A 20,287-nucleotide genomic window follows, 5' to 3' on the forward strand; every position below is an offset into this window, starting at 1 on the left:
CGGGCCTCCCACCGATCCACCAAGGTCCACCTGTGCCCCGACGGGCCTCCCACTGATCCACCAAGGTCCACCTGTGCCCCGACGGGCCTCCCACTGATCCACCAAGGTCCACCTGTGCCCCGGAAGGTCGGTGGGTGGGGCGCGGCCGGGTCACCTGGGTCGGCGAAACTCCGCCAGCCGAGCCTCGATCACCGAACGGATCCGCTCGCGAGCCTCCATCCGAGCCACCCCCGACATCAACAACGAGTCATACTCCGTATCCAAGTGCCGCACCGAAGCCACCACAGCCAGGGTGATCGCGTTCTCGTCCAGCGCCCGCCCGGCGGCGGTGCGCCCCACCCGCCCACTGCCCCGCTGAGCGGCGTGCCGGGCGATGTCGAGGGCCCGGTCCTCAGGACACCCCGGAAACAGCCGCGCGATCTCCCCGGCCATCCGCGCCTGGAATTCCTCGTCCTGCCCCGCCCGCCGCTCCCGGTCCCGGTCGCGGCGGCGGAGCCGTACCTCCTCATCAGCCAGGCACTGCTCCTCGGCCCGAGCCAGCGCACCCTCCTCGACCAGCACCCCGATCCGCCGGTAGAGCTTGCGCCGCCGGTCATACCGCACGACGACGGCCGACAGCCCGCTCTCCTTCTTGGCCCGCCGGCTGAGCGCCGCGTCCCCGGCGGGCAGCAGCACCAGGTGGTCGAGGTCGGCACAGGTGAGGCAGTGCGGCTGCTCGTCCTCCATGACCAGGTAGGGCCCGCTCTCCCGGCACGAGGCGCAGGTGAACGGCTGGTCGGGGACGACCGCGACCAGGTCGGGGACCTTGCTGCGGCTGGCGGTGAGCCGTTTGACCTGCGCCTCGCCGAGGTCGGGGGAGAGCCAGTGCACCCGGAAGGGCGCCTGGTCGCCGGAGGCGGTGAAGCGCAGTTCGCGCCGGTCGCGGGCGCCGGACAGGTAGGGGAGCTCGACCGCCCGCAGTCCCTTGGCCTGGGCCCACTCGCGCAGCACCGCCAGCGTGGTCAGCAGCCGCTCCTCGTCCACGGCGGCGAGTTCGGCGAGGGTCGCGGCGCGTCCCTGCCGCCACTGGTCGAGGTGGCGGGTGTGCAGCCAGCGCAGCCCGGCCACGACGTCCACGAAGGCGACCTGCTTGCGGGTGGCGAGGACGATCTCGGCCGCCGAGGCGACGCGTCCGGTCAGATTGGGCCTGCTCACCACCCAAGCTTGCCGCAGCTTCACACCCCCGCCCACCACAACTCCGATTCACTGCTCGCTCCTGAGGAGCCGGATGAACGCCTTGAGCCCGGTGATCACCTCGTGGTTGTCGGCCATGCCGTTGACCGTCTCGGCGAAGCGCTGGGAGATCCCGTTGACCTTGCGCTCGGCGTCGTGCACCCGGCCCTGGACGATGGCCAGCTCGGTGCGGAGGTCGTCGTTCTCCCGGCGCAGCCGGTCGAGCTCGTGGCCGTGCTCCTCGACGGCCGCCCGCATGCTCAGCACGTCGTCGCGCGGGAAGGTGGCCTCGCGGGCGAGCTCGCCGACCCGGCCGCGCAGGTGGCCGAAGTAGGCGACCGCCGGGCGGAACAGGGTGCTGAGCAGGTAGAACCCGGCGAAGTAGTAGCCCACCTCGCTGCCGGAGAAGAAGCTGATCACGGCGACGACCAGGGCGGACAGCACGTGCCCGCCGATGGCGAAGCGGAGCATCCGCGCGGCGATCCGCCGGGCCTCGGTCTCGTGCCGTTCGGGGACGGCGATGCCGCGCTCGCGGGACTCGCGCATCGCCCCGACGGCCCGGAGCGCGCCGAAGTAGAGGTTCCAGGGCACGATCAGCAAGGTGATCAGCCAGGCGAGGCTGAGGAAGCCGAGGGCGAGCGAGAGCAACGTGGCGAGCGGCACGTCGAGGAAGACCAGCAGCCAGATGGCGAACAGGGCGACGACTACCGTGACCGGAAATATCCAGACCTTCATGACGACGAGCGTTCGCCATGACCCCCGCCCCGCACGAGCGTCCCCGTACTCAGCCCGCCATGAGTAGCGTCCCCGGCTAGGGGTGGCGGCGGAACAACCGCCGGAACCAGGGGGTCCGGGCGGCCTCCGGCTCTTCGGCCCCGTCGAGCGCCGCCAGGGCCTCGGCGGCGGTGGGCCGCAGGCCGGGCGACTCGGCGAGCATGCCGAGCACCACCGGCGGCGGCTCCTCCAGGTAGCGCTGGGCGATCACCCCGGCGGAGTAGACGTCGCACGCCGCCGTCATCAGGTCGGGCCGGTCGCGCGCCTCGGGCGCCACGTACTGCACGTCGAGCACGTTGCCCAGCTCGTGCGCCACGGTGTAGGAGCGCGGACCCGGCTTGGCGTAGTCGAAGCCGGTCAGCAGCGCCCGCCCGGCGTCGGTGACCAGCACGCTGGCCGGGGTGAGCGCGCGGTGCACGACGTGGTGGGCGTGCGCGTGCGCCAGGCCGGCGAGCATGTCGCGCACCACCTCAAGGCCGACCCGGCGGCGCAGGTGCAGCGCCTCGCCGTGCACGTCGTCCAGCACGAGCACGAAGCGGCTCTCGTCGTCGATGGCGAAGAAGTCGCGCGGGCGCACCACGTTGGGGTGGGCCGGGAGGCCGGCCAGCGACTGGTAGGCGTTGGCGATGCGCTGCAGCTCGGCCGTGCGGGAGGCGCTGTCGGCCATCGGGTCGGCCTGGTAGACGCGCAGCAGCACGGTCTGGCTGCCCGGCAGGGTGGCGTTGAAGGCGCGGTACTCGGTGACCTTGGCGTCCCCGCCGAGCTCCTCCTCGACCTCCCAGTGGCCGAACCGGGGGGCCGCGGTGCTGCGCCGTACCATCGCGTTGAGCGCTTCGAGGATGTGCGTGCGGTACGGCGTGGCATCCGGGCTGCAGCCGCGCCGCACGCGCGTCACGTCGCTCAGCACGTCGATTAAGCCCGGCAGGTCGGTGACGTTGGCCCGGTCGCGCCCGTCGTGGTCGATCAGCCGGGCGTCGGGCGAGGTCAGCACGACCAGGCTGTCCACGTAGACCCGTTCGAGGTCGCGGTGCTTGGCGACGAGCAGGCCCTTGAGCGCGCGGGCGGTGCCGCGGAGCTTGGCGGCCGGCGAGCCGTAGGCGGGGCTGCGCGCGGGGAACCACCGCATGCCGGAGGCCTCGATGCGGCCGCGGGTGCCCTTCACGTCGACGACGACCAGCGAGTGCGCGGTCAGCACGAGCAGGTCGACCTCGAAGACGTCGTCGCCGCGTGGCACCTCGACGTTGTGCAGGAGCAACCAGTCGTCGGGCGCGTGGTCCCGCAGGTGGGCGATCACCTTGCGCTCGGCGTCGTTGACCGGCCGTCCGCCCCCGACGATCTGTGCCATGCGGATCATCTTCGCATGCTTTTGATTGACAACATGTTGTCGTTATGACAGTCTATTGTCATGAACACGATCTACCACGCGATTTATGACTCGATGGCCGACTGGGAGACCGGGCACACCACAGCCCACATCCGCAACGGCAACTTCCAGAAGGAGCCCGGCCGCTACGAGATCGTCCACGTCGGCCTGACCCCCGGACCGGTCGTCACCATGGGCGGCCTGCGCGTCACGCCCGACGTGACCGTCGCCGACCTGGTCCCGGAGGACGCGGCGCTGCTGATCCTGCCCGGGGCCGCGCTCTGGGACGAGAGCGCGGAGCTGCAGCCGTTCGCGCTGCTCGCCGGCGGCCTGCTGGCGGCCGGGACGCCGGTCGCCGCCATCTGCGGCGCCGTCGCCGGGCTCGCCCGCGAGGGGGTGCTCGACGGGCGCGACCACACCGCCGCCGCCCTGCCGTACCTGCAGGCCCAGGAGGGGTACGGCGGAGCCGCCCACTACATCGAGGCCGAAGCGGTCACCGGCGGCGAGCTGATCACCGCCGGCCCGACCGCCCCGGTCGACTTCGCCCGCGAGATCTTCGCCAAGCTCGACCTCTACACCCCCGAAGTGCTGGACGCCTGGTACCGCCTGTTCAAGAACAGCGACGCCAGCGCCTTCGAGGTGCTGATGGCGGCGTGAGCGACCAGGCGGACCTGCTGTCGGAGGCGGCGCTCACCGTCTACCGGCTCAACGGCCAGTTCCTCAACCTGGGTGACGCGCTGGCCAGGCCCGCCGAGCTGACCGTGGCCTGGTGGCAGGTGCTGAGCGCGGTCGAGGCCGAGCCCATGTCGGTGGCCGCCATCGCCCGGCTCAGAGGACTGACCCGGCAGGGCGTGCAGCGGACCGCCGACCTGCTGGTGGACAAGGGGCTGGCCGAGTACGCGGTCAATCCCGCCCATCGGCGGGCCAAACTGCTCCGGCCCACGCCGGAGGGGCTGGCGGCCATCGCGCAGATCGAGCCCGGCCTGACCGCCGCGGCTGAACGGGCGATGGCCGTTCTGGGGCCGGGCGGCCTGGAGGAGGTCATCGCGGCCCTCAAGCGGCTGTCGGCCACCCTCGACCGGCTCACTGGGTGAGGGCGCGCGCCAGCCGGTAGGAGTCGCCGTCCTGCCAGACCAGCCACTCGCCCGCGGCGTAGGCCCGGCCGGGCAGCTCGACGCTCCGGCCGGTGACCGGGTCGTGCACCACCGACTTCCAGCCGACCTCCAGCTCCAGCGCGGTGTAGGCGATCAGCCGGTCGCCCATGGTCAGCTTGGCCTGCGGCACGGTGGTCTGCTGGACGGTGACCGGAGTGGCGGTCGGCAGCTTCACCGGCACCGTCGTGGGCGTCCAGGTGTCGCGCGGGGCCGTGCGCAGCCTCCGGTCCACGACCCAGGCGAACGTGCTGCCGTTGGCCGCGGCCAGCCAGTCCTTGCCGGGATCGGCCATCGTCACCGGGGGGACGCCCTCGGGCAGGGGCCGTTCGGCGACCTCCCGGCCGGACTCCACGTCGACCTGGCGGACCACCCGGTCGTTCGACTCCTCGGCGACGAACAGGTCGGGGTAGGCGAAGGCGACCGCGTGCCCGGAGGAGAATCGGCCCTGCCCGGACACCGTGGTGCCCTTCGCGCAGCCCTTGGCCGTCCACGGCTGCCGCATCGGGTCGTTGGCGGCCACCCAGCCGTGGCTCACCCAGAACGGTCCGGCCGGGTCGTAGCCCTGCGGGGACGGGTCGCTGGTCGCCCCGCTGGCGTCCTGGCAGGACAGCGGGTAGGTCGACGAGGCCCCGGCCCACAGGCGCAGGCCGCCTTCGCCAGTGCCCAGCACCTGGGCCGCGGCGTCCGTGACCGGCCGCAGCTCCTGGGTGTGGGGGCCGGCGGCCCAGACCTTCTTGTCCTGGTCGGTACGGCCGAGCACGCTGCCGTCCTCGCCGATGACCTCGGGGAAGAAGGTGGTGCCCTCGGGGGTGCGGGGCGGGAGGGCGATCGAGCCCGGCAGGTCCACGAGGTCGGCGATGCCCCCTGCGGAGGCGGCCACCGTGGTCCTTCCGGGGTCCGACGCCTGCCGTACGGTCAGGGGGATCGCCACCGCGAGGGCCAGCACGCAGGCGCCGGCGGCGACGGCGCGGCGGCGGCGCCTGCGGGTGACGACGCCCGCGTGCACGCGCCCGGCCAGACCGGCGGGCGGCCTCGCCTCGCCCGGCCCGGCCAGCACCTCGCCGAGCCGCGTCTCCAGGTCATCCATGGGGGCCTCCTGCTCTCTTGTCGTCTCGGGCGCTCGTGAAACGTGGGCTGCTCATGTGGGCTGGCGCTTCAGGTCGGCGCGGAGGCGGGCCAGGGCGCGGGAGGCCTGGCTCTTGACCGTCCCCCTGCTGCAGCCGAGCAGGTGGGCGATCTCCTCCTCGCTGCGTTCCTCCACGTACCGCAGGACCAGGACGGCCCGCATCCGCGGCGGCAACTCCGCGATCCGCGCCGCCAGCCCCGCGTCGGAGTCGACCCGGGCCAGCGCCCGGTCCTCCGCCGCCGACTCGGGCAGATCGGCGGTGGCCAGCTCACGCCGGCCGCGCCGCCAGCGGTTGGTCATGAGCCGCAGCATCGTGGTCCGGACGTAACCCTCCGGGTCGTCCTTGCGCAGCACGCGGTTCCAGCGCGTCCCGGTCCTGGTCAGCGCCTCCTGGACCAGGTCCTCGGCGTCGTGCCGGTCCCTGGTCAGGACCATGGCGTAACCGAACAACGCGTCGAGCCGCGCCGCCACGAAAGCCTCGAAGGAGTCATCCACCTCCCCAAGGACACATCAGCTTCGTAAAAGGTTGCCAGCTTGCTTATAGTGACCACTTGCTCGCGCTTAGTGCATTCTGGGGGCATGGCACCTCTCCCTCCCCCGATCGGCGTGCTCATCGCCGAGGACATGCACCTCATCCGGGGCGCGCTCAAGGCGCTGCTCACCGCCGAGGCGGACATGCGCGTGGTCGACGAGGTCGACAACGGCGACGAGCTGGTCAAGGCGGCCTTACGGCACCGGCCGGACGTGGCGCTGGTCGACATCGGGCTGCCGGGCACCGACGGGCTGACCGCCGCCGCGGCGCTCCGGCGCGAGCTGCCCTCCTGCCGGACGGTCATCCTCACCGGGCTGGCCACCCCCACCGCCCTGCGCCGGGCGATGGCGGCCGACGCCCAGGGGTTCATCGTCAAGGACGCCAGGCCCGGTGACCTGGCCTCCAGCATTCGCAAGGTGGTGCGGGGGGAGCGGGTGATCGATCCTGAGCTGGCGGTCTCGGCGTTGAAGGCGCCGGAGAACCCGCTGACCGCGCGGGAGCTCGACGTCCTCGGGGTGGTGGCCGAGGGCGCGACCGTGGACGACGTCGCCGACCGGTTGTGCCTGTCGGGCGGGACGGTGCGGAACTACATCTCGCGGATCCTGATGAAGGTCGGCGCCCGGACCCGGGTGGAGGCGGTGGAGATCGCCCGCGAGGCGGGGTGGCTCTGGCCGTCGACGGTCAGCCGCTTCGGCCTGCTCCGCTGGCGAGCCCGCCGCTGACCACCAGCGGGCTGGTCAGGTCGAGGCCGGTGTGGGTGGCGAGGAAGGCGAGCAGGTCGGCGGCCAGGCCGGCCCCCCTGCTCGCCGCCCCGCCGGCGTGACCGGTTTCCCACTCGCGGCGCAGCAGCACCGGCCCCGGCCCCGCCGAGGCGTGCTGCAGGGCGGCGCACATCTTCCGCCCGTGCAGCGGGTCCACCCGCGTGTCCCCCTCGGCGACGGTGAGCAGCGTGGCCGGGTACGCCACCCCTTGCCGCACCCGGTGGTACGGCGAGAGCCCCAGCAGCCACCCGAGCTCGACCGGATCGTCGGCCGTGCCGTACTCCTCCCGCCACGCCGCCCCCATCCCGAACCGCTCGTACCGCACCAGGTCGAGCACGGCCGACGAGCACACCGCGGCCGCGAACAGCTCGGGCCGCCGGGTGATCGCCGCCCCGACCAGCAGCCCGCCGTTGGACTCCCCGCACGCCCCGAGCCGGTCCGGCGTGGTCCAGCCCCCCGCGACCAGGGCCTCGGCGGCGGCCACGAAGTCGGCGACCGAATTGTGCTTGAGCTCGCGCCGCCCCGCCTGATGCCAGGCCGAGCCGCGCTCGCCGCCACCCCTGACCCCGGCCAGCGCGAAGACCCCGCCCGCCGCCACCCAGGCCAGGATGTAGCTGGAGTAGGCAGGCGTGAGCGGCACCCCGAACCCGCCGTAGCCGTACAGGATCGCCGGCCGCGGCCCCGAGTCCCCGCGCCGGGACAGCACCAGCAGCGGCACCCGGGTGCCGTCGGCCGACGGGTACTCCAGCCGCTCGGTCACCACCTCCCGCGCCGCCGCGCCCTGCGGCCCGGCCAGGCTGCCCTCCTCGTAGTGCAGCAGCGTGACCGGCGTGACGTGGTCGGTGTAGGTGAACCACGCCTCCCGCCCCCGCGTGCTGACCGCCCCGATCGACCCCGCGCCCGGCAGCGGCAGATGCCGCACCAGCTCGCCGGTGCCGAGGTCGTGCACGCTCAGCTCGGCGACGCCGTCCCGCAGCCGGGTGACCAGCAGTTCCCGCTCCAGCAGCGCGAACCCGGCCAGCACCGCGCCCTCCCGCTCGCCGACCAGCTCGCTCCACTGATCGGGCCGAGCCGGGTCGGCCACGCACAACCGCCCGAACGGCGCGTCCCGCTCGGTCAGCACGTACAACCGCCCGTCACGCCCCACCGCCGCCGCGGTCCGCTCCGTTCCCCCTTCCTGTACGGCAAGCGTCCGCGACCCCCACAGGTCCACCACCCGGACGTCCTGCCGCCCCTCGGACGAGGCCGAGACGACCAGCCAGCGCCCGTCCTCTCCCAGGGAGAGCCCGTAACCGGCCTCCTCGTCGGTGATGCGGATCTCGGTGCCGCCCAGCCGGCGCAACCACACCTGCCGCCCGCGCACGTAGTAGAAGGCCCGCCCGCCCGGCAGCCACGCGACAGGGGAGTAGCGGCACCCCTGCACCGGCCCGTCCACGACCTGCCCCGACTCGGTGTCGGCGACGTACAGCACCGAACGCTCGTCACCGCCGCGCGAGAGCTGGAAGGCGACCTGGCGGCCCTCCAGATCGGGCTGCCAGGCGTCCAGCACGGTCGCCCCGGTCGGGTCGAGCACGTTGGGGTCGATCAGCGCCACGCCGTCCCGGTACAGGACGGCATGCTCCTGGCCGGCGGCGCGGCGGAGCTCGAACCGGTGCTCCCCCCGCCACATCGGCGCGCTCACCTCGTCGGCCGCCAGCTCGTGCAGCAGGGCAAGGGCGGCGTCCCGGCCGGGCATCGCGGCGGCGCGGGCCTGCCAGAGCTCGTCCTGGGCGGCCAGCCAGGCGGCCGTGGCGGGGTCGGCGGGGTCCTCCAGCCAGCGGTAGGGGTCGGCCACCTCGTGACCGTGCAGCGATTCCACCAGCGGGAGCCGGTGGGCGGGCGGGTAGGTCATGAGATCTCCGCGGGTGTCCAGCGGCCGACGAGGTCCGCGTAGAGCGGCGAGCCGGCCAGCAACTCGGCATGGGTGCCCAGCGCCACGCCCGTGCCGTCCATGACCAGCACGCGCTGGGCGCGCAGCGCCGAGCTGAGCCGGTGGGCGATCACGATCAGCGTGCCGCCGCGGGCGGCGAAGGCCTCCTCGGCGCGGGCCTCGGCGGCGGGGTCGAGGTGGCAGGTCGCCTCGTCCAGGACGACGATCCGGGCGGGGGACAGGTAGGTGCGCACGAGCACCAGGAGCTGGCGTTCGGCGGGGGAGAGCCGGGCCGGGTCCACCTCGTCGCCGAGCCGGTCGAGCAGCTCCTCCGCGCCCAGCGCGCGTGCCGCCTCGCGCACCGGCCCGGTGCCGAAGTAGGCGAGGTTCTCGCGCAGCGACCCCTTGAAGACGTAGGCGTCCTGCGGGGCGAGCGTGCGCCAGGCCGGGTCGAGCAGGTCGGCCCGGGCGCCGCCGACGCGCACGTGCCCGGCGTCCGGCTTGAGCAGGCCGGTCACCAAGGAGGCCAGCGTGGACTTGCCGATGCCGCTGGGTCCCACCACCGCCAGGTGCTCGCCCTCGCGCAGGTCGAGGTCGAAGCCGTCGAGCACCGGCGCGGCGTGCGGCCCGTAGGCGAACCGCACGCCGCGCAGCCGTACGCTGCCGCCGCGGCCGGGCTCGGGCGGCACCGGCGGGGGCTCGGGCGGTGCGGCCTCCAGCACCCGGCTCAGGGCCACGCTCAGCCGGACCGCGCTCGCGCCCAGGTTCTCGACCAGGCTGCCGAGCGCGGGCACCAGCGACTGCGTGACGTAGGCCAGCGCGCCCAGCACCACGCCGGGCTCCAGCCGGGGCGCGGCCAGGAGCACCAGCACGACCGGGGCCCAGCCGCCGAGCGCCAGGGCGATCGTGCGAGCTCCGGTGGTGCGGGCCAGCCGGAAGCCCGCGCGGGCCTGGGCCCCGATGTGGGCGTCCAGGTCGGCCTCCACCCGGGACTCGGCTCCGGCGGCGGTGATGTCGCGCAGGCCCCCGACGACCGTGGTGACCGCCTCGGTGGTGCGCTCGTCGGCCAGCAGGTAGGCGCGGTGCCGCCTGGCCAGGGCGGGCAGCGAGGCGGCGAACAGGCCGAGGCCCAGCAGGAGCGGCGGCACGATCAGCACGAGCAGGCCGGGCGCCAGGGCGACCAGACCGGCCAGTACGGCCAGCACGCCGAAGACGAAGGCGCGGATCACCGAGATCACCGCGGCCAGGGCGTCGCGGGCCAGCTCCACCTGGAGGTTCACCCGGGCTACCGCCGCCGTGCCGCCCGTGCGGAGTGCGCCTCGGACCAGCCTGTCCAGCAGCCGTTCACGGAAGGGCTCGACGATGCCGGCGACCACGAGGACGACCTGGCGGGCGCCGAACGCGCCCACCACCCAGGCCAGCCCCAGCACCCCGAGCCAGGCCAGCCCGGTCCCCGGCCGTCCGGCCGCGAAGCCGTCGTCCACCGCCCGGGCCAGCGCCACGCCCAGCCCCAGACCGGGCAGCGCCTCCACCAGCGACCACCCGGCCAGCGTTCCCAACCGCCCTCGCACCGCCCCCCACACCAGCCCCCACCGCCCGGCGGGCGCACCCTCTGGAGGACAGGAGAGGATGGGCCGGCCGGGGGTCGGGGGCTCCTCCGGCGGCCGGCCGGGGATCGTGGGCTCGTCCTCCCGGTGGCCGGGGGCGGTGGGGCGGCTCATCCGAAGACCGACCGGTAGGCCGGGTCGTACCAGAGCGCCTCATGCCGGTCGTACCCCCGCACCCGGCCCCCCTCCAGCCATACCACCCAGTCCGCCGAAGCCGCCGTCGCCACCCGGTGGGTGACGACGACGCGAGTCCGCCGCTCGGAGGCCAGCGTCTCCGCCACCCGCCGCTCGGTGAGCAGGTCAAGACTGGAGGTGGCGTCATCGAGCACAAGCACCCGCCGAGCCTGCGCAAAGGCCCGAGCCAGCCCGAGCCGCTGCCGCTCGCCCCCCGACAGGGGCACCTGAGCCAGAGGCGTCCGATACCCCTCGGGCAACCGCTCGACGAACCCGTCCGCACAGGCCTTGCGCGCCGCGGTGAAGGGCTCCCCACCCCCGAGCGCCACCGTGTCCAGCACCGTAGAACCGACCAGCGCAGGCCGCTCCCACGCGACCCCGATCCCCCGCCGCAACGCCTCCCGGCTCAGCCGCGGCAACGGCACCCCGTCGAGCCGTACCTCCCCGTGCTCCGGGTCGGCCAGCCGCCCCGCCAGCGCCGCCAGATGCGACTTGCCCGCCCCGGACCGCCCCACCACCGCGACCAGCTCACCGCCCGGAATGACCAGGTCAAGCCCGTCGGCCTCCCGGAACTCCAGGGTGCCGGGTCCGGTGGGCAGGGGACGCGTGCCGTACCGCAGGCTGGGCTCGGTGGACAGCGCCGCGACCCGCACCGCGGCGGCGCGCGCCCGCGCGAGCCCGGCCACCTGCCCGAGCCCCGACCCGAGCGCACTGCCCAGCACGACGTAACGGGCCGCGGCGTACAGCTCGCCGACGGACAGGTCGCCAGAGGCCAGCCGCAGCCCGCCCACGCAGAGCACGGCGATCTCCAGGAGCGGCACGACCAGCCCGGCCCGCATGCCTGCGTCGGCGTTGGCCCGCCAGAGGGCGAGGGCGTGCTCGCGCAACGCGGGCAGGACCCCCAGGACACGCTCGGTCTCCCGGTCGGCGGTCCGCGCGGCGGCGATGGTGCGCGCCCCGGCCAGCGCGTCGAGCAACCGTCCGGCCAGCTCGGCCTGCGCCTCCTGGTAGTCGCCGGAGACGCGGGCGGTCACGCGCAGCAGGGCGCGGAGCACCAGGGCGATCACGGCCAGCCCCGCCAGCAGGGCGAGGGCCAGCCAGAAGTCGATGAGGACGAGCATCACCAGCGCGCCCGCGGAGGGCACCAGCAGGCTCAGCCCGGTGATCACGGAGTCGGGGACCCGGCCGACCTCCTCGGCGTTCACGCCGATCCGGGTGACCAGGTCGCCTTCGGTGTGCCGCCGCGTCATGGCCGGCCCCACTTCGAGCACGTGCCGTACGGCTCGCCGCCGCACCCAGGCGGTGGCACGGGCGGCTCCGGCGCCGGAGGACCAGGCGGCCAGCGCGTCGCAGGCGACCAGGACGGCGGCGGTGGCGGCGGTGAGCGCGAGCCAGGAGGTGTCGCCGTCGACCGCCTCGCCGATCAGCGCGGGCAGGGCAAGCACCGCGGCGGCCGACAGCAGCGAGCTGAGGGCCAGGACGACCGTCCACGGTTGGCGGAGGGTCTGCCGCACCAGGGCGTCGGCCGCGCGCACGGGGGACCTCCTTCAGAACAAGACCGCTGCCCGGCGTGCCGGGCAGCGGTCTTCCAGCTCAGTGGCAGAGGGTCAGGCTCAGGTTGCTGGGCCGGTAGGAGTGGCAGAACAGCACGGTCAGCGTGCTGCCGCCACCGCCGCCGTGACCGCCGCCGGGAGCCTCCAGGGTCTGCAGGTCGAGAAGCACCATGACTTACTCCTTCTGTGTGTTCGGTGTACCGGTGGGTTCGAGGAAGGGCAGGTCGGCCCCGCTGAGTGCGAGCAACACTCCGGCGGTCCCCGTGGCCAGGTCCATGGAGAGCCGCATCAGTTGCGTGCCGGGGAAGGCCGTGCCCCCGGCGTACGGCAGTGCGTGCCAGTCGAGGCCACGCACCAGGTCTCCAGTGGGTCCGCCCAGCGTGTGCTGGGCGGCGAGCAACCCAGCGCGGCCGGTGAACAGGCCGGGCTGGACGAAGTAGCCGCCTCGGGTGACCAGGCGGGCGTCGGCGAGGGCGAGCTCGAACTCCTCGTCCGCGCGGTGGCGGAGGTAGCGCGCCAGGACGAGCGCGATGCCGATGGAGCCCTCGTCGAGGTAGGGCAGGGTGCGCCAGCCCTGGTTGACCTGGAGCGAGCCGTCCGGCCCGCGCACGCAGCGGCGCAGGTCCTGGCGCAGCGCGGTGGCGGCCAGGTCGAGCAGGCCGGCGTCGCCGCCGCGCTCGTAGGCGTGCAGGAAGAGCAGGGCCACGCCCGAGGAGCCGTAGAAGAGGCCCGCCCGGGGGTTCTCACCGCCGCTGATCTCGGGCACGTCGGCCGGGCCGCCCAGCCGCTCGGCGCAGAGCGCGACCACCGGGCCGGCGTCCAGGCCGAGGCGCAGCCGGGTCAGGCCGATGCCGGCCAGGCCGGAGAACAGGTCGAGGCTCTCCTCGCCGGTGACCGGCGGCAGCAGGTCGAGCGCCTCCTGCCGGTGGCCGAGCAGGTCGAGCACGTAGGCCACGCCGTGCGCGCCGTCGTAGAAGCCGGGCGGGAGGTCGTCCTCGCGTGCCCGCCTTCGCAGCCAGGTCACGTGCTCCTCGGAGCAGGTCAGCTTCGCGGCGTGCTGGGCGTAGAGCACGCCCGCCGCGCCGTACGCCAGGCCGATGCCGCCGCCCGGCTGGAACTGGGCGATGTCGCCGGGGAAGAGCCGGTCGCGGCGTTCGGGGGTGGCGCTGGCGCGCAGGGCCCGGTCGAGGTCGAGCGGGCGCGGGCCGGGCGCCAGGACGGCGACCGCCTCGGCGAGGAAGGCGGCCGGCACCGGGAAGGCGCCGGCGATCAGGTCGGCGAGGTGGTGGGCCTTGGCCCGGTCGAGCCCGAGCATGATCGTGGTCTGCGGGGCGAAGAGGTTGAACCGCAGGCAGGCCAGCGCGTAGCGGTCGATGTCGAGGCCGAGGGTGCCGCGCGGCGGGCAGTAGGCCGGGTTGGCCAGCGCCGGCGGCGCGTTCTCCGCGGCCAGGGAGGAGACCTCGTAGTCGATGAAGACCACGCGGCCCTCGGGGGTGATCAGGATGTTGTTGGGGTGCAGGTCGCCGAAGACGACGCCGCGCTCGTGCAGGGTGGCCAGGGCCGCTTCGACACGGGCCGCGAGGTCGAGCGCCCACCCGGTATAAGCCGAAATATCGTCCGAAGTGGTGTTGGTGCGGGCCAGCGGGAACCGCTGCACGATCTGCCGCTGCAGCGGGTTGCCGTCCACGAACTCCAGCACGATGAAGTCGTGCTCGCCGAGCGTGAAGTGCTCGATCAGCCGCGGCGCGGCGTCCAGGCCGGCCAGCCGCTCCAGGATCGCCCGCTCGTGCGCCAGCCTGGTCACCGCGTCGCGCTCGGCGGCGTCCAGCCCGGCGTGCGGGCGCGCCTCCTTGAGCACCACGCGCTCCCCGCTCCGCCGGTCGGTGGCCAGGTAGACCCCGCCGCCGTTGGAGAAGGCCAGCACGCTCTCGATCTCGTACGGCAGGCCCTCCGTGGTCACGGTGTTGCGCGCGGCCAGGTGCGGCTCCAGGAAGCCCGGCAGCTCGACCCACGGCGGTAAGGCGAACCCCGGCCCCCGGTCGTCGGGCACCAGCCGCCCCTGCGGGTCCTCGATCGCCATGACCTTGCGCCCGTTGGCGCCGGTCATCTCCCGCGGCAGGAAACCGCCGTAGCGCACGTAGAGCGGGCCGTCGCCGTAGCGCAGGTCGCTCAGCACGTACGGCCCCTCGACCCCGGCCAGCAGCGGCGACAGCTCGTCGAGCACCGCCTTGAGCTGGACGTCGTCCTTGGGGTAGACGGTGGCCAGCTTGCCGCTGGCGCCGCGGTCGGCCGCCTTGGAGTTGAGCATCGTCATGACCGGCCGGCTGCGCAGGAACTTGAACGGCACGCCCTGGCGCACGCAGTAGTCCCAGAGGATGCCCAGCGCGTGCTCGGCCTGGTCGGGACGGGCCGACAGGTGGATCTTCCAGCCCTGGCCCGGGGTCCGGTGGTCCTCGGGGGCGTAGTGCATCCAGGTGTCGGTCGGGTGATGCCGCCAGCCCGGAGGCGTCTCCCGGGAGCAAACCGGAAAATCCTCTTTTATCCCAGAAAACGTGTCATAAAAGATGGGATCGGCAAGGCAGTGAAGTTCGTATGGTTCAGACACCTTGCCTCCTCAATTAGTGCTTGCACGGGGAATACTTACGGATAACCCGAGCTGTTCCTAGTGACAAATTCCATCGGTCACTGGTGAGCAATGCACTACCGAACGTGACGGAACGCGTGCTCTGCGGGTACCTCGGCGGTGAGCCGGAAGGTCCCGCTGCCGGTCGTGGCGGCCATGACCCGGCCGCCGAGCTCCGCCGCCCGCAGGTGGAGGTTGTGCAGGCCGTGCCCGCCCCGGACGGCCGGCGAGGTGTCGGGGGCGCCGTCGTTGTCGACGGTCAGCCGGATCCACTCGTCGTCGGCGGTGACCTCGATCGAGCAGGCGGTGGCCTTGCTGTGCCGCAGCAGGTTGGTCACGCCCTCGCGCAAGATGGTGCCGAGCAGCGCGTTGACCTCGGGGGACAGGGCTTCCTGCGGCAGCCGTACGGTGCAGGCGGCGCCCATGGCGCCGAGCACGAGGCCGGCACGGGAGGCCTCCCCGGCCAGCGAGACGCGGTGGTAGGCCGCGGTCAGGTCGCGCAGTTCCGCCGCGGCGGCCTGGACCGCCTCGACCAGCGCGGTGAGCTCGCGGTGCAGGTCGGCGTCGCCCTTGGCGCGCCGGCAGGCCAGCTCGCCGCGCAGGGCGGCGAGCAGGAGCCAGTGACCGACCAGGTCGTGGGCGTCGCGGGCGAAACCCTCGCGCGCCCGAGCGACGATCTTCGCGTTCTCGCGGGCATACCGGCCGCGAAGGAAGGGGATATGGCGGAGCATTGTCCTACCATCGCGGGAACAAAGCCGCTCCGCCGGTAATTCCGGCGAATATCGCTAAGTGCGGGCCGCCATCTCGTGGTGCCGGATCACTTCCTGAATGATGAAGTTGAGAAACTTCTTCGCGAACTCCGGGTCGAGCTTGGCCTCCTTGGCCAGGCCCTGCAGCCGCTCGATCTGGTCGGCCTCGCGGGCCGGGTCGGCGGCGGGCAGGCCGTACTCGGCCTTGAGATGGCCGACCTTGCGCGTGCACTTGAACCGCTCGGCCAGCAGGTGGACCAGCGCCGCGTCGATGTTGTCGATGCTCTCTCTGAGTTCTTGCAGGTCCGCCAGGTAGTCGTGGTCCAAGGCCGCTCCTTTTGTCCGTGAGCCCCCTCAAGGATAGGGATCACGGACGCCTGAGGTAACGGCCGGTCAGGCTCTCGGCCGAGGCCGCGATCTGCGCCGGAGTGCCGGTGGCCACGATCCGGCCGCCCGCCGGGCCGCCGCCCGGGCCCATGTCGATCACGTGGTCGGCGTTGGCGATCAGGTCGAGGTCGTGGTCGATGGCCACGATCGTGGCGCCCGCGGCCAGCAGCCGGTCGAGCACGCCGAGCAGCGTGGCCACGTCCCGCGGGTGCAGGCCGATGGTCGGCTCGTCGAAGACGTACAGGGTGTGCGCCTGGCGCGAGTTCAGGCCGCCGGCCAGCCGCATGCGCTGCGCCTCGCCGCCGGACAGGGTCGGCGTCGGCTCGCCCAGCCGCAGGTAGCCCAGGCCCACCTCGGCCAGCGACTGCAGGCTGGGGGAGGGGAAGCGCTCGACGGCCTCGGCGACGGTCAGGCACAGCACCTCGGCGATGGTGAGCCCGTCGACGGTGATCTCCAGGGTCTCCGGGTTGTAGCGCGCCCCGTCGCAGGCCGGGCACCTGAGCGTCATGTCCGGGAGGTACTGCACGTCCAGCGCGATCTCCCCGAGCCCCTCGCAGGTGGGGCACTGGCCCGGCCGCAGGTTGTAGGAGAAGCGCCCGGCGTCCCAGCCGCGCTCCCGCGCCTGCGGCGTGGCGGCGAAGCGGTCGCGGATGCCGTCGAAGGCGCCGGAGTAGGTGGCCGGGGTCGAGCGCGAGTTGCGGCCGATCGGGGTGGCGTCGACCTCGACGACCCGGCGGATGCCGGCCCGCTTGAGCCGCGTCACCTGGGGCGGGTGCTTGCCGGTCAGGGCGGGCACCAGGCTGTCGAGGATCAGCGTCGTCTTGCCCGAGCCGGAGACGCCGGTGACGAGCGTGAGGCGGCCCACCGGGATGCGGGCGCTCACCTGGCGCAGGGTGTAGAGCTCGCCGACGCTCACCTCGACGTGCGGGGCGTCCGGGTCGACGGGGAGCGCCTGCCGTACCAGCACGGGGGCCTGGCCGGACAGGTACGGGCCGGTCACCGAGGCCGGGTCGGCCTCCAGGTCGGCGGCGGTGCCCTGGACCACCACCGTGCCGCCCGCGCGGCCCGCGCCCGGGCCCATCTCGATGAGCTGGTCGGCGTCGCGCAGCAGGGCCACGTCGTGGTCCACCATGACCACCGAGTTGCCGTTGTCCACCAGCGCGCGGACCACCTCGCGCAGGCCGTCCACGTTGGCCGGGTGCAGCCCGACCGAGGGCTCGTCGAGCACGTAGAGCATGCCGGTGGAGCGGCTCTGCAGGGTCGAGGTGAGCTGGATGCGCTGGCGCTCGCCGGTGGACAGCGTGCCGCCCGCGCGGTCCAGGGTCAGGTAGTCGAGGCCGAGCCGGACCAGCGGCTCGACCGCCTGGTCCAGCTCGGCGGTGAGCCGCGCGGCGAGGAGCGCCAGCTCCGCCGGCAGCGGTCCGGGCAGCGCGGCACGGAGCTCGCCGAGGGTCAGCTCGCTGGTCTCGGCGATGGTCCGGCCGTCGACCAGGCTGGTCAGCGCCTCCGGACGCAGCCGGGTGCCGTGGCAGGCCGGGCAGGTGCGCACGGTCAGGAACTTGCGCAGCCGCTCCCGCCCGGTCTCCCCGGCCGTCTCCAGCGAGTTGGTGATCGCCAGCCGCGCGTTCTCGTAGAGGGCGTTCAGCTCGGCCGACCGCCCGGTCTTGGTGACCGGCACGATCCGGCGGCGGACGGCGGGGCCGTTCATCACGATCTCCCGCTCGTGCTCCGACAACCGCTCGAACGGCACGTCGGTGCGCACCCCGAGCGCGGCCACCACCTGCGGCATCAGCCCGCGCATGCCGACCCGCCACGACCGCACCGCGCCCTCGTCGATGCTCAGGGACGGATCGGGCACCAGCGCCTCGTCGTCGACCTCCTCGATCTCCCCGAGCCCGCCGCAGACCGGGCAGGCGCCGAGGCTGTTGAAGGCGAACGACTCGGCGCTGGGCACCTTGAAGTGCACCCCGCACACCGGGCAGTCGGTCTCCTCCGCGCGGCTCCAGGCCAGCGAGGGCGGCAGCCGGTGGCCGTTGGGGCAGACGTGCGAGCCCAGCCGCGAGTAGATCAGCCGGACCACGTTCAGCACCTCGGTCATCGTGCCGACCGTGCTGCGCCGCCCGGGCGCCGGCGGCCGCTGCTTGAGGGCCAGCGCGGCCGGCAGGAAGTCGATCCGGTCCACGTCCGGGCGGGCCGCCTGGCTGATCCGCCGCCGGGTGTAGGTCGCCAGGCCGTCGAGGAAGCGGTGGTAGCCCTCGGCGTAGAGCACGTTCATGGCCAGCGAGGACTTCCCCGAACCGGACAGCCCGGTCAGCGCCACCCACGACCACAGCGGGACGTCCACGTCGAGGTCCCGGAGATTGTTCGCGCGGGCGCCGATCACTTTGATCGCGTGCGGGAGCGGATTCACCTGGCGAACCATGCCCGCCGGCCGCCGGATCGCATCCTCAGGGCGGTCAAAGATCGGCGGATGCTTCCGTCATCTCCCGAAGGCGTGCTTTCTGCCGGGACGCTCGGCCGCCGGCGAAAGGATTGAGCAGGTTTTTGTGCCGGACATACAACAGGCCGGTCTTGAGTATGCACGCCACTCGGCAGGATTCATCGGGCGGGCGTGGCGATCAACGTATTGCACCCCGCCGGCCACCTCTTATGCCCCTCAGGGGCCGCCGGCTCATCGAGCAGCGACTTTATCCGCTGATTGGCGGCGGCTCCTTGGACGGAAGGGTATCGACAGTGTCTTCACTACTGCATTCATTGCGTCGTGTCTTCTTGGTCAATATGGCCGCGGCGACGCTGGTCGCCGCGGTAGGCGTACCCGGAGCCCTCGCGGGCGGTCCCGCCGCGAAGGCCGGGAAAGGCCCCACCTGGACCATGGTCAATTCGGCTGAGCGCGCCACCGGCACCACTCCCTCGGGAATCACGGTGACCGTCGGCAAGAAGCTCGCCCCGGGCACCCGCGTGGCCAAGGCCGAAGTGTTGCGCGCCGATCACAACGCCCCGGCCGACGAATATCTGGTCCCGGTCAACGCCAAAGCGGTCGCCGGATTCAGCGACCTTTACGAAGGTTTCAAGGTACGGCCGAACGGCTGGAGCGACGTCGCCACGCTGACCTTCACCTTCTCCCGCCCGGTGCGCAACCCCCGCCTGCACGTGGCGGGCACGGGCGGCGCCGTCGGCGACCGCGCGGGCAACCGCGAGGAGTACTGGAGCGGCCTCCGGCTGACCGCGGCCAGCCCGGCCCGTCCCGCCTTCACCAAGGTGGCGGGCTTCCCCGGCTTCACCGTTGGCGAGAAGGACATCGTCCCGACGTCCGTCGCGGGCACGCGGGAGACCACCTGCGGCGTGGTGTACATGTGCGGCACCGCGCAGATCGGCGGCCTGGTCAGCAGCTTCACGGTGGACCTGCGCGCGCGCAACGTGCGGCGCGGCCAGCCGGCCGGTGACCCGCTCATGTGGGGCGTCTTCCGCGTCACCTTCGACGAGGACGTCTCCGACGCCCCCGCCGGGTACGGCGCGGCCACCCACGTCATCTCCGACCAGGCCATCGGCGGCGACGTCAGCGCGGACCTCGGCAGCCGGGTCAGCCCCGCGCCGCGCAGCCTCAACGGCACCGACGCCGACGACGCCGCCCTCGTGCTGCCCGCCGGCGGCTTCGAGGCCCGGCCCGGCCGGCCGATCCAGCTCGCCGTGCCGGTGCGGGCCGCCTCGTCGGCCACCCTGGCCGGCTGGCTCGACCTGGACGGCGACGGCCGCTTCCAGCCCTCCGAGCGGGCCGCAGCCACCGTGGCTCCCGGCGCCACCCGGGCGCTGCTGAGCTGGACGCCGCCCCGCACCGTCCGGTCCGGCGCCACCTGGCTGCGGCTGCGGCTGGCCGGTGACGCCGCCGACGTGGTCAACCCGACCGGCTGGGCCGACTCGGGCGAGGTCGAGGACCACCGCGTCGCGCTGCAGGTGCCCGGTGTGCGGCTGGCGCACTCCGCGACGCCGCGCAAGGCGCGCAAGGGCGAGGCCGTCACGCTGGTCACCACCGTCACCAACACCGGTCGTACGGCGATGCCGTACCGGCTGACCATGGACGCGGCCGGCCTGGTCGACGACGCGCGCTACCGGGCCTTCAGCCCGCTGCCCACCAGCCGCGCCGGCTCGAAGCTGACCTGGTCCGGCACCCTGGCGCCCGGCCAGACGCAGCAGATCCGGGTGCGCGCCATGGTCAAGCGCGGCGAGGCCGGTGACGGCAGGCTGCGCACGTCCTGGACCGGCGACAACGTCGTCGCCTGCGTCGCTTCCGGTCCCGGTTGCGGTCTCGCCGTCCCGGTGCGCTCGCGCCGCTCGGCCTGACCTGACCCAGCCCGGCACGGCCCCC

17 protein-coding genes are annotated in these 20,287 nt (G+C 73.6%); 4 read left to right on the forward strand and 13 right to left on the reverse strand.

Translation table 11 applies throughout. The features are described from left to right. Positions 1–150: 150 nt before the first annotated feature. The 3 genes from ACIBG7_RS18210 to ACIBG7_RS18220 form a co-directional block, all read right to left on the reverse strand. Positions 151–1,194: a DUF2293 domain-containing protein gene (locus ACIBG7_RS18210; RefSeq protein ID WP_357929142.1), complete on the reverse strand. Its 1,044-nt coding sequence runs from the start codon at positions 1,192–1,194 to the stop codon at positions 151–153. A 48-nt stretch (positions 1,195–1,242) separates the two neighbouring features. Next, positions 1,243–1,947: a hypothetical protein gene (locus ACIBG7_RS18215; RefSeq protein ID WP_397336923.1), complete on the reverse strand. Its 705-nt coding sequence runs from the start codon at positions 1,945–1,947 to the stop codon at positions 1,243–1,245. Positions 1,948–2,023: 76 nt separating this feature from the next. Beyond that, positions 2,024–3,331, reverse strand: a complete 1,308-nt coding sequence (locus tag ACIBG7_RS18220) for an NERD domain-containing protein (protein WP_357929137.1) — start codon at positions 3,329–3,331, stop codon at positions 2,024–2,026. A 60-nt stretch (positions 3,332–3,391) separates the two neighbouring features. Here ACIBG7_RS18220 and ACIBG7_RS18225 point away from each other — a divergent pair, with 60 nt between their 5' ends. Both ACIBG7_RS18225 and ACIBG7_RS18230 read left to right on the forward strand, forming a co-directional pair. Further along, positions 3,392–4,006, forward strand: coding sequence for a DJ-1/PfpI family protein (locus ACIBG7_RS18225; RefSeq protein WP_357929135.1), 615 nt, complete (start codon positions 3,392–3,394; stop codon positions 4,004–4,006). Beyond that, positions 4,003–4,443, forward strand: coding sequence for a MarR family winged helix-turn-helix transcriptional regulator (locus ACIBG7_RS18230; protein ID WP_397336924.1), 441 nt, complete (start codon positions 4,003–4,005; stop codon positions 4,441–4,443). Before ACIBG7_RS18225 ends, ACIBG7_RS18230 begins: the two co-directional genes overlap by 4 nt. Here ACIBG7_RS18230 and ACIBG7_RS18235 read toward each other — a convergent pair. Next, positions 4,433–5,590, reverse strand: coding sequence for a hypothetical protein (locus tag ACIBG7_RS18235; protein WP_397336925.1), 1,158 nt, complete (start codon positions 5,588–5,590; stop codon positions 4,433–4,435). The two genes, ACIBG7_RS18230 and ACIBG7_RS18235, sit on opposite strands and share 11 nt — an antisense overlap. Before the next feature lie 51 nt (positions 5,591–5,641). Continuing rightward, positions 5,642–6,124, reverse strand: coding sequence for a SigE family RNA polymerase sigma factor (locus tag ACIBG7_RS18240; RefSeq protein WP_357929127.1), 483 nt, complete (start codon positions 6,122–6,124; stop codon positions 5,642–5,644). Positions 6,125–6,208: 84 nt separating this feature from the next. Between ACIBG7_RS18240 and ACIBG7_RS18245 the strand changes: the two genes are divergently transcribed. After that, positions 6,209–6,883, forward strand: coding sequence for a response regulator transcription factor (locus ACIBG7_RS18245; protein WP_357929124.1), 675 nt, complete (start codon positions 6,209–6,211; stop codon positions 6,881–6,883). On the opposite strand, the gene ACIBG7_RS18250 is transcribed toward ACIBG7_RS18245, so the two are convergent. The 8 genes from ACIBG7_RS18250 to ACIBG7_RS18285 all read right to left on the reverse strand — a co-directional run bounded on the left by ACIBG7_RS18250 (position 6,843) and on the right by ACIBG7_RS18285 (position 18,334). Beyond that, the gene (locus tag ACIBG7_RS18250) at positions 6,843–8,813 is read right to left on the reverse strand and encodes a prolyl oligopeptidase family protein (RefSeq protein ID WP_397336926.1); all 1,971 of its coding nucleotides are present in this window, start codon (positions 8,811–8,813) and stop codon (positions 6,843–6,845) included. The two genes, ACIBG7_RS18245 and ACIBG7_RS18250, sit on opposite strands and share 41 nt — an antisense overlap. After that, the gene (locus ACIBG7_RS18255) at positions 8,810–10,552 is read right to left on the reverse strand and encodes an ATP-binding cassette domain-containing protein (RefSeq protein ID WP_397336927.1); all 1,743 of its coding nucleotides are present in this window, start codon (positions 10,550–10,552) and stop codon (positions 8,810–8,812) included. The genes ACIBG7_RS18250 and ACIBG7_RS18255 overlap by 4 nt, the downstream gene beginning before the upstream one ends. Further along, entirely contained in the window at positions 10,549–12,147 is a 1,599-nt protein-coding gene (locus ACIBG7_RS18260) for an ATP-binding cassette domain-containing protein (protein ID WP_397336928.1), read from the reverse strand. Before ACIBG7_RS18260 ends, ACIBG7_RS18255 begins: the two co-directional genes overlap by 4 nt. 58 nt (positions 12,148–12,205) lie before the next feature. After that, positions 12,206–12,337: a SapB/AmfS family lanthipeptide gene (locus ACIBG7_RS18265; RefSeq protein WP_357929113.1), complete on the reverse strand. Its 132-nt coding sequence runs from the start codon at positions 12,335–12,337 to the stop codon at positions 12,206–12,208. Between the two features lie 3 nt (positions 12,338–12,340). After that, positions 12,341–14,770, reverse strand: a complete 2,430-nt coding sequence (gene lanKC, locus ACIBG7_RS18270; RefSeq protein WP_397336930.1) for a class III lanthionine synthetase LanKC — start codon at positions 14,768–14,770, stop codon at positions 12,341–12,343. Positions 14,771–14,865: 95 nt separating this feature from the next. Beyond that, positions 14,866–15,519 (reverse strand): sensor histidine kinase, encoded by a 654-nt coding sequence (locus tag ACIBG7_RS18275; protein WP_397336931.1) that lies wholly within the window; start codon positions 15,517–15,519, stop codon positions 14,866–14,868. Positions 15,520–15,573: 54 nt separating this feature from the next. Next, positions 15,574–15,864 (reverse strand): chorismate mutase, encoded by a 291-nt coding sequence (locus ACIBG7_RS18280; protein WP_357929106.1) that lies wholly within the window; start codon positions 15,862–15,864, stop codon positions 15,574–15,576. Between the two features lie 40 nt (positions 15,865–15,904). Beyond that, entirely contained in the window at positions 15,905–18,334 is a 2,430-nt protein-coding gene (locus tag ACIBG7_RS18285; RefSeq protein ID WP_397336932.1) for an excinuclease ABC subunit UvrA, read from the reverse strand. Between the two features lie 368 nt (positions 18,335–18,702). Here ACIBG7_RS18285 and ACIBG7_RS18290 point away from each other — a divergent pair, with 368 nt between their 5' ends. Beyond that, a complete protein-coding gene (locus ACIBG7_RS18290; RefSeq protein ID WP_357929102.1) occupies positions 18,703–20,262 on the forward strand; it encodes a GEVED domain-containing protein in 1,560 nt (519 codons plus the stop codon). Positions 20,263–20,287 lie beyond the last annotated feature (25 nt).

This window comes from Nonomuraea sp. NPDC050328, assembly GCF_044459405.1.
Taxonomy (GTDB): Bacteria; Actinomycetota; Actinomycetes; order Streptosporangiales; family Streptosporangiaceae; genus Nonomuraea.

Coding starts and splice junctions, on each gene's coding strand:
- ACIBG7_RS18215 (WP_397336923.1), bottom strand. CDS start 1,947: ATGAAGGTCTGGATATTTCCGGTCACGGTAGTCGTCGCCCTGTTCGCC.
- ACIBG7_RS18220 (WP_357929137.1), bottom strand. CDS start 3,331: ATGGCACAGATCGTCGGGGGCGGACGGCCGGTCAACGACGCCGAGCGC.
- ACIBG7_RS18225 (WP_357929135.1), top strand. CDS start 3,392: ATGAACACGATCTACCACGCGATTTATGACTCGATGGCCGACTGGGAG.
- ACIBG7_RS18235 (WP_397336925.1), bottom strand. CDS start 5,590: ATGGATGACCTGGAGACGCGGCTCGGCGAGGTGCTGGCCGGGCCGGGC.
- ACIBG7_RS18245 (WP_357929124.1), top strand. CDS start 6,209: ATGGCACCTCTCCCTCCCCCGATCGGCGTGCTCATCGCCGAGGACATG.
- ACIBG7_RS18250 (WP_397336926.1), bottom strand. CDS start 8,813: ATGACCTACCCGCCCGCCCACCGGCTCCCGCTGGTGGAATCGCTGCAC.
- ACIBG7_RS18255 (WP_397336927.1), bottom strand. CDS start 10,552: ATGAGCCGCCCCACCGCCCCCGGCCACCGGGAGGACGAGCCCACGATC.
- ACIBG7_RS18265 (WP_357929113.1), bottom strand. CDS start 12,337: ATGGTGCTTCTCGACCTGCAGACCCTGGAGGCTCCCGGCGGCGGTCAC.
- ACIBG7_RS18275 (WP_397336931.1), bottom strand. CDS start 15,519: ATGCTCCGCCATATCCCCTTCCTTCGCGGCCGGTATGCCCGCGAGAAC.
- ACIBG7_RS18290 (WP_357929102.1), top strand. CDS start 18,703: ATGGCCGCGGCGACGCTGGTCGCCGCGGTAGGCGTACCCGGAGCCCTC.